Raw genomic sequence first — 8,362 nt, 5'->3', positions numbered from 1 at the left:
CCGGAAGCCCGCGCCCCAGCCGCCGCTCCGCTCCTTCGGCGCCTCGACCTTGGGGGCGGCGGCGAAGAGTTCCGAGAGCTGCGCGAGGAAGCCCTTGAGCGGCGCGTGGAAATCCTCCTCGGCAACGGGAATGTCGCCGTCGGCGCCGGGCAGCGCGGCAAGCGGAACGCCGGTTTGCGAGGCTTGCATGTAATTGTGCCAGGCGACGGCGGCGAAATTGCCGCCAGAGACGCCCTTCATCGGCGAGTTGTCATCATTGCCGAACCAGACGCCGGCGATCTCGTTGCCCGTATAGCCGATGAACCAGGCGTCGCGATTGTCCTGGCTGGTGCCCGTCTTGCCAGCGGCGACGCGCGCGCCGAGATCGGCGCGGATGCCGGTGCCTTGGGTGATGACGCGCCGGAGCATGAAGGTCATCTCGCGGGCATGGCGCGGATCGACGACCGCGACCGGAGTGGAGCTGTGCCGGTAGAGCGTTTCGCCCGCAGGCGAGGTGATCTCGACGATGCCATAGGGCTCCGAGCGGCTGCCATCATCCATGAAGGTGGAATAGGCGGAGGTAAGCTCCATGAGCGTCACTTCCGAACTGCCAAGCGCGATGGAGAGATTGTCCTGAATGGGCGAGGCGATGCCGAGGCGCTGCGCCGTATCCGCGATCGCCTTGACGCCGACGCGCTCGCCGAGCTTGACCGCGACGGTATTGATCGAGCGGGCGAGTGCCTCGGTGAGCGTGACCGTGCCCGCGAATTTCGCATTCGCGTTGCGCGGCGCCCATTCGCCGAGCGCGACGGGAGAATCATCTATTTCCGTATACGGATCGAAACCCTGCTCGAGCGCGGCGAGATAGACAACGGGTTTGAAGGCGGAGCCGGGCTGGCGGCGGGCCTGCGTCGCGCGGTTGAACTGGCTCTGGAGATAGGATCGGCCGCCGATCATGGCGAGCACGGCGCCATCGGGCGAAAGGGCGATGAAGGAGCCCTGGCCGACGGCGCGCTTGTCCGCGCCGGTCAGAATGCCGCGCATGGCCGCTTCCGCCGCCGCCTGCCGCTTGGGATCGAGCGTCGTGCGGACGGTGAGCCGGCCATGGGCATCGGGCAGGAGCGCCTTCACTTCATTGGCGACCCAATCGACGAAATATTGCGGGCCGTCGCGCTTGTCGCGCTCGGCGACGATGGCGGGATGGGCGCGCGCGCCGGCCACTTCCTCCGCCGTCAGGTCGCCATTGTCGACGAGTCGGTCGAGCACCTGATTGGCGCGGGCCTGCGCGAGTGCGAGGTCGTTCGTTGGCGCGAAGCGGGACGGCGCCTTCGGCAGACCGGCGAGAACGGCCGCTTCCGAAAGGGAGACATCGCGCGCGCTCTTGCCGAAATAGTAATGCGCGGCCGCGTCGACGCCGTAATTGCCCGCGCCCATATAGACGCGATTGAGATAGAGAGTGAGGATTTCGTCCTTGGAGAAATTGGCCTCGAGCCAGAAGGCAATGACCGCCTCCTGCGCCTTGCGCCAGAAGGTGCGGTCGGAATCGAGATAGAGGTTCTTCGCAAGCTGCTGGGTGATGGTGGAGCCGCCCTCAACGACCGAGCCCGAACGCAGATTGACCCAGGCGGCGCGCAGGATGCCGCGCGGATCGACACCCCAATGGGAATAGAAGCGGCGATCCTCCGTGGCGATGAAAGCCTTGACGAGATAGGCGGGGAGTTCGGCAAGCGGCACGATGGGCGCCGTCGAGCCGCCGCGGCTTCCGATCTCCTGTCCCTCGGCATCGAGCACGGTGACCGCGAGCGCGCCCTGCGGGCCCATATTCATGTCGCGCTGGACCTTGGGCAGGGTGGCAAAGACGAGAAGGCCGACGAGGACGACGCTCGCCGTCAGAAGAAACGAGGCCGCCCGGAGCGCAAGGCGGAACGGACGGCGCCTGCGCGGCCGACTTTCTCCCGGATCGCCATCCTGGAAATATTCCTCGGCCGGTTCCTCGTAATTGTCCGCCACGTCGATGTCCCCCTTCGGCGCCCATTGCAGCGCAAGCTTCATGCCGTCCGGCCGTGCGTCTTCGGTGCCCGCGCGCGAAGATTGCCGCCGTTTGTGCCGGGATTAGGGCAGGAATGGGGTGAAACCGGCACAATTGTGTTTCATTCGGGGACGGGGCTTGACCGCGGGCCTGCCAGGGGCTTTGGTCTCCCGCATGAAGCACAAGCCCGACAAAGAACCCTTCTGGAAGCGCAAGACGCTGGAGGAGATGACCCGCGCCGAGTGGGAATCGCTCTGCGACGGTTGCGCGAAATGCTGCCTCGTCAAACTGGAAGACGAGGACACGCTGGAAATCCTCTTCACCGATGCGGTGTGCAAGCTCCTCGACGGCAATAGCTGCCGCTGCACGGATTATGCGAACCGCTCGAAGCTCGTGCCCGACTGCGTGCATCTGACGCCGAAGATCATCCGCGAGGTGAACTGGATGCCACCCTCCTGCGCCTATCGGCTGATCGCGGAGGGCAAGGACCTGCCCTCATGGCACCCGCTTGTTTCGGGCGATGCGGAAAGCGTTCACCGCGCCGGCATGTCGGTGCGGGGGCGAACGATCTGCGAGAGCGAAGTCGAACTCGAGGACATTTGCGATCGCATCGTCGAGTGGCCGACGGAAATCGCAGACTGAAAAAAGCGCCGCTCGCGAGATATCCCCGCTTGGCAGCGTGACGCTCGCTCCCCATCTGCCTTCCATCTCCGGAATTGCGTCTCGATCGGCGCCCGAGCAATCGGGCATGCGTCGCGAAGAAAAAACTCCGTCGACTGAGATATCCCCAGTTGGCAGCGTGACGCTCGCTTCCTATCTTCGGACCATCTCCGGAATTGTGCCTGACCGCCGGATCGCCGGCGCGAAAATCGGCAAGGAGTTCATGACAGGCAGGAAGCGGCAGACGGGCGCTCGCGCGCGCGGCAAGGCGTGCGGCAAGGCGCGCGGCAAGGCGCGAGAATGGGCTGAAATCAGGCGCGCCTATGAAGACCTATCGATTCCGGTGGCGCTGACGGCGGCGAAGGCGGGGATGACCCCGCAAAAGCTCGTGCGCCATGCGGCGAACGAGGGATGGCGGAAGCGAACGGCGCGGACCAATGGGGCGGAAGCGGCAGAAGCGGTGCCGACAGCGGCCGAGCGGAGCGGCCAGAACTTGCGGCCGACAAAGCTCGTGGCGCGATTGAGGCAGCTCATCGCGCGCGAAATCGAAGCGATCGAAGGCGAGAGCACCGCAAGGCGCGACGCGGCGGAAAAGGAGCGCGACGCGCGAAGGCTCTCGTCGCTCGTGCGCTCACTCGAAAAGCTGAACGACATCAGGACGGCATCGAGATCGAAACGCGCGAAGGAACAGGACAAGCAGGAGGAGGATGGAGATGCGCTCAGAGCGGAACTTCACCGCCGCCTCGCTCGCCTCCGCGCCGAAGAGGGTGAGAACGCGGTTTCTCTCGAGCCTGACGCGGGAGGAGGCGGCCTGGCTCAATGAGCATTGGCCCTTCTGGGCGCGGGCCGACCAGCTCGCGCCGGAGGGCGAGTGGACGACATGGCTCGTGCTCGGCGGGCGCGGCGCGGGAAAGACCCGCAGCGGCGCCGAATGGGTGCGCGGCGAGGTGGAATGCGGACGCGCGGGCCGCATCGCGCTTGTCGGCGAAACCTATGGCGATGTACGCGAGGTGATGATCGACGGGCCTTCCGGTCTGCGCGCGATCGGGCCGGAGCGGGTGAGGCCGCGCTTCGAGGCGTCGCGCAGGCGGCTCCTCTGGCCGAACGGGGCCATCGGCTATGCGTTTTCCGCCTCGGAACCCGACAGCCTGCGCGGACCGCAATTCGACGCGGCATGGGCGGACGAGCTTGCGAAATGGCGCCATGCCGAGGCGGCGTGGGACATGCTGCAATTCGGCCTGCGCCTCGGCGAGCGGCCGCGGCAGGTCGTGACCACCACGCCGCGCCCGGCGCCGATCCTGAAGCGGCTGATGGCGGAAGAAACCTGCGTGACGACACGGGCTTCGACCAGCGCCAACCGCGCCAATCTTGCCGAAGCATTCTTCCGCTCGGTCATCGCGCGCTACGAGGGCACGCGGCTCGGACGGCAGGAACTTGACGCCGAGTTGATCGAGGACAATCCGGACGCGCTCTGGTCGCGTGGCGTGATCGACGGCACGCGGCTTCGCAGCGCGCCGGATCTCGTGCGCGTCGTCGTTGCCGTCGATCCGCCGGCGACGAGCGGCGCCAATGCGGATGAATGCGGCATCGTCGTCGCCGGCCTCGACGCGGATGGCCGCGGCGTCGTGCTCGACGACAGGTCGATGGGCGGGCTGACGCCGCTTGCCTGGGCGAACAGGGCGGCCAAGGCATTCCGGGACCATGAGGCGGACCGCATCGTCGCCGAGGCGAATATGGGCGGCGAGATGGTCGGCGCGATCATGCGGCAGGTGATGCCGCAGGCGTCGCTCCGCCTCGTCAGGGCAACCAGAGGCAAGCTCGTCCGGGCGGAACCGGTGGCGGCGCTTTATGAGCGCGGCCTCGTCGCCCATGTCGGCGCGTTCGCGAAACTCGAGGACCAGATGTGCGACTTCGTGCCGGGATCTGGCCGGAGCCCGGACCGCCTAGACGCGCTCGTCTGGGCACTGACGGATCTGATGCTGGAGGCGGAAGCGGGAGCGCCGAAGGTGCGGCAGTTATAGACGAGCCTGCGGCACGACAAATGCTTTCGAGACGGAAGAAGGAAAACCGGATGCCGGCAGACATTATGGCGGGACCATGGGCGAAACTTGCGGCGATGATGCGCGAGGACACAAGCGTGCCGCGCCCGCGCGAGGAAAAGGCGAGCCGGACGGGCCCGCTCGTTGCGCTCACTCTGGCGGGAAGGGCCGTCTGGACGCCACGCGACTATGCCTCGCTTGCCCGCGAGGGTTTCGAGCGCAACGCGGTCGCCTATCGCTGCGTCCGCATGATCGCCGAAGCCGCCGCGAGCGTGCCCTGGCTTCTCTATGATGGCGCGCGGGAGCTTGGCGAGCATCCGCTGCTGAGACTGCTCGAAAATCCGAACCCGCATGAGAGCGGAGCCGATCTCTTCGAGAGCTGGTACGGCTATCTTCAGGTTGCCGGCAATTCCTATATGGAACTCGTCGAACTCGATGAGACGCCGCGCGAGCTCTATGTGCTGCGGCCGGACCGCATGAAGGTGGTGCCCGGCCGCTCCGGCTGGCCGGAGGCCTATGAATATTCCGTCGACGGAAGGAGCGTTGCCTTCGCCTATGACCCGGCGCGGGGCGAAGCGCCGATCCTGCATATGCGGCTCTTCCATCCCACCGACGATCACTATGGCATGAGCCCCATCGAGGCGGCGGCCTTCGCGGTCGATATTCACAATGCGGCGGGCACATGGAACAAGGCGCTGCTCGACAATGCGGCGCGGCCCTCGGGCGCGCTCGTATACAGAGGGGCCGAGGGTCACGCGAATTTGAGCGAGGACCAGTTCGACCGGCTGAAGCGCGAACTCGCGGAGAACTATCAGGGCGCGATCAATGCCGGCAGGCCGCTCCTGCTCGAAGGCGGGCTTGAATGGATGGCGATGGCGCTGACGCCGAAGGACATGGATTTCACCGAGGCGAAGCGCGCGGCGGCACGCGACATCGCGCTCGCATTCGGCGTGCCGCCCATGCTGCTTGGTATTCCCGGCGACAATACATTCTCGAATTATCAGGAAGCGAACAGGAGCTTCTGGCGGCAGACGGTGCTGCCGCTCGTCTCGCGCACGGGCCGCGCGATGACGCGCTGGCTCGGTAGCCGCTATGGCGAGGGATTGCGGCTCGGCTTCGACGCCGATCAGATCGAGGCGCTGTCGGCGGAGCGCGAGGCGCTGTGGGCGCGGGTGACGAAGGCCGGTTTCCTCTCCGACGACGAGAAGCGCCAGGCCGTGGGCTATGGCGTGGCGCGGGAGGAGGAATGAAGCTCGGCGAAAATGCGGGCTGGAAGCTCGACCGGCACATTCCCGTGGCGCTTGTTGCCACCATCGCCTTCCAGACGGGCGCGGCGCTTCTCTGGTCCGGCGCGGCGGCGGAACGGCTGACGGCGCTCGAGAGACGCGCGGCGCGCACGGAAGAGATGGCGGAGCGCATGGCGCGGGTCGAGGAGCAGTCGCTGGCGATGCGCGCGTCCCTTGCGCGGATCGAGGAGAAGCTCGATCGGGCGATGGCGGGGCGAAGGTAGGGCGGCGCCGCGTGGCCTCGTCAGGCCGGTGCCGATCCGGGATCGAGGGGCCGCGTGCTCCGAGCTCGTTGCCCTGGGTCCCGGCATTCGCCGGGGTGACAGCTCAGGATCACCGGAGCGACGGAAAATTCTGAAGACGCGAAGGCGCCCGGCGGGGCGCCTTTTTTATTGGCACTGGAGGACAAGTGATCGCGGATCGGAGACGGAACGGCGAGCGGAAGGCGACGCGCTTCGACATGAAGAGCGTCAAGGAGGACGGCAGCTTCGAGGGCTATGCCTCGCTTTTCGGCGAGGAGGACCTGGGGCGGGATGTGGTGATGCCGGGCGCGTTCAGAAACTCGCTCGCCAAGCGCGGCCCCCGCGGCATCAAGATGCTCTATCAGCACGATCCGAACGAGGTGATCGGCATCTGGCTGAAGCTGAAGGAAGACATTCGCGGCCTGTTCGTGGAAGGAAAGCTTCTGCCCGATGTCGGGCGTTCGCGGGAGGTGCTGAGCCTCATGCGCGCAGGCGCGATAGACGGGCTCTCCATCGGCTATCACGTCGTCAAGGCGCGCGCCGATGCGAGGACGGGCCTGCGCCACCTCATCGAAGTCGATCTCTGGGAAATATCCGTCGTGACCTTTCCGATGCAGCCGGAGGCGCGCATCAGCGCCGTCAAGGCGGCGCGGCCGACGGAACGCGAATTCGAGCGCTGGCTGACGCGGGACGCGGGCTTCAGCCGCTCGGACGCCCGCACCATCGTCGCGGCGGGCTACAAGACGCTCATCACCTCGCGGGACGCGAATGTGAGCCAGATGGCGCGCGCGATCCGCGCTGCCGCCGACATCTTCAAACACTGACAAAAGGAGAGCACATGAGTGCATTCAAGAACGATGTCCCGCGCATCGGGGCGTCGCTGAAAACGCTTGAGACGAAGCAGGCCGACAGCCGCCCCGACGCCCATGAGGTGCGGGACGCGCTCGAGGAGTTTCTCGGCGCCTTCGAAGCCTTCAAGGAGGCCAATGACGACAGGCTCGCCCAGATCGAGCGCAAGCTCACGGCCGATGTCGTGACGGAGGAAAAGGTCGAACGCATCAACCGCGCGCTCGACCGGCAGAAGAAGACGGTCGACGAACTCGCCCTCTCGCTGGCGCGGCCGGGCATCGGCAGCGGCGCGCGGACGATGTTTGATCCGGCGCGGCGCGAACACAAGCGCGCCTTCGACCTCTATGTGCGGAAGGGCGAGACGCATGAATTGCGGACGCTGGAAGCGAAGGCGCTTTCGGCGCAGTCCGATCCCGATGGCGGTTATCTCGTGCCGGCCGAGACGGAGCGCATGATCGACCGCGTCGTTTCCGACGCCTCGCCCATCCGCGCCATTGCGGGCGTGCGCCAGATCGGCGCGGCGAGCTACAAGAAGCCGTTCACGACGCAAGGTCCAGCCTCAGGCTGGGTCGGCGAAAGCGAGGCGCGCATCGAGACCGCGACGGCGCAGCTCTCGGAGATCGAGTTTCCGGCGATGGAACTCTATGCCATGCCGGCCGCGACCTCGACGCTTCTCGACGATGCGGCGATCAACATCGACCAGTGGCTCGCCGAAGAAGTGCAAACGGCCTTCGCCGAACAGGAAGGCTCGGCCTTTGTCCATGGCGACGGCATTCGCAAGCCGCGCGGCTTCCTCTCCTATGCCAGGGTCGCCAATGCGAGCTGGTCCCATGGCAAGCTCGGCTATCTCGCGACGGGCGCGGCCGGCGCCTTCCCGGTTTCGAACCCGGCCGATACGCTCATCGACCTCATCTATGCGGTGAAGGCCGGCTATCGCAGCAATGCGCGCTTCGTCATGAACCGAGCGACGCAATCCACCATCCGCAAGCTGAAGGATGCGGAAGGAAACTACCTCTGGCAGCCGGGCATCGCGGCGGGGGCTCCGCCCACGCTTCTCAACTATCCGGTCACGGAATCGGAGGACATGCCCTCGATCGAGACCGATGCGACCGCCATCGCCTTCGGCGACTTCAAGCGCGGCTACCTCATCGTCGACCGGCTCGGCGTGCGCGTGCTGCGCGATCCCTACAGCGCCAAACCCTATGTGCTCTTCTATACGACGAAGCGCGTGGGCGGCGGCGTGCAGAACTTCGAGGCGCTGAAGCTTCTGAAGTTCGG

The 8,362-nt window shown here is 66.3% G+C and carries 8 protein-coding genes; 7 read left to right on the top strand and 1 reads right to left on the bottom strand.

Features of this window, described 5'->3' with window-relative positions:
• Window positions 1–2,031: transglycosylase domain-containing protein (locus tag WBG82_RS06810; RefSeq protein WP_424422981.1), on the bottom strand; the 2,031-nt coding region annotated here is incomplete at its 3' end.
• Window positions 2,032–2,182: 151 nt separating this feature from the next.
• On the opposite strand from WBG82_RS06810, the gene WBG82_RS06805 reads away from it, so the two are divergent.
• The 7 genes from WBG82_RS06805 to WBG82_RS06775 form a co-directional block, all read left to right on the top strand.
• The gene (locus tag WBG82_RS06805; protein WP_424422979.1) at window positions 2,183–2,650 is read left to right on the top strand and encodes a YcgN family cysteine cluster protein; all 468 of its coding nucleotides are present in this window, start codon (window positions 2,183–2,185) and stop codon (window positions 2,648–2,650) included.
• Window positions 2,651–2,891: 241 nt separating this feature from the next.
• On the top strand, window positions 2,892–3,491 hold the full coding sequence (locus WBG82_RS06800) for a hypothetical protein (protein ID WP_424422977.1): 600 nt from the start codon (window positions 2,892–2,894) through the stop codon (window positions 3,489–3,491).
• Window positions 3,382–4,689 carry a DNA-packaging protein gene (locus tag WBG82_RS06795; RefSeq protein WP_424422975.1) on the top strand — a complete coding sequence of 436 codons (1,308 nt, stop codon included), beginning with the start codon at window positions 3,382–3,384 and terminating at the stop codon, window positions 4,687–4,689. Before WBG82_RS06800 ends, WBG82_RS06795 begins: the two co-directional genes overlap by 110 nt.
• A 95-nt stretch (window positions 4,690–4,784) precedes the next feature.
• A complete protein-coding gene (locus tag WBG82_RS06790; protein ID WP_424422986.1) occupies window positions 4,785–5,957 on the top strand; it encodes a phage portal protein in 1,173 nt (390 codons plus the stop codon).
• Entirely contained in the window at window positions 5,954–6,217 is a 264-nt protein-coding gene (locus WBG82_RS06785) for a hypothetical protein (protein ID WP_424422972.1), read from the top strand. Before WBG82_RS06790 ends, WBG82_RS06785 begins: the two co-directional genes overlap by 4 nt.
• A gap of 236 nt (window positions 6,218–6,453) precedes the next feature.
• Window positions 6,454–7,059, top strand: a complete 606-nt coding sequence (locus tag WBG82_RS06780; protein ID WP_424422983.1) for an HK97 family phage prohead protease — start codon at window positions 6,454–6,456, stop codon at window positions 7,057–7,059.
• Window positions 7,060–7,073: 14 nt separating this feature from the next.
• Window positions 7,074–8,362: phage major capsid protein (locus tag WBG82_RS06775; RefSeq protein WP_424422969.1), on the top strand; the 1,289-nt coding region annotated here is incomplete at its 3' end.

It is taken from the genome of Parvibaculum sp. (genome assembly GCF_049671045.1).
Classification (GTDB): domain Bacteria; phylum Pseudomonadota; class Alphaproteobacteria; order Parvibaculales; family Parvibaculaceae; genus Parvibaculum.
The sequence above is the reverse complement of the archived record's forward strand: the minus strand, read 5'-3'. Positions and strand labels throughout refer to the sequence as shown.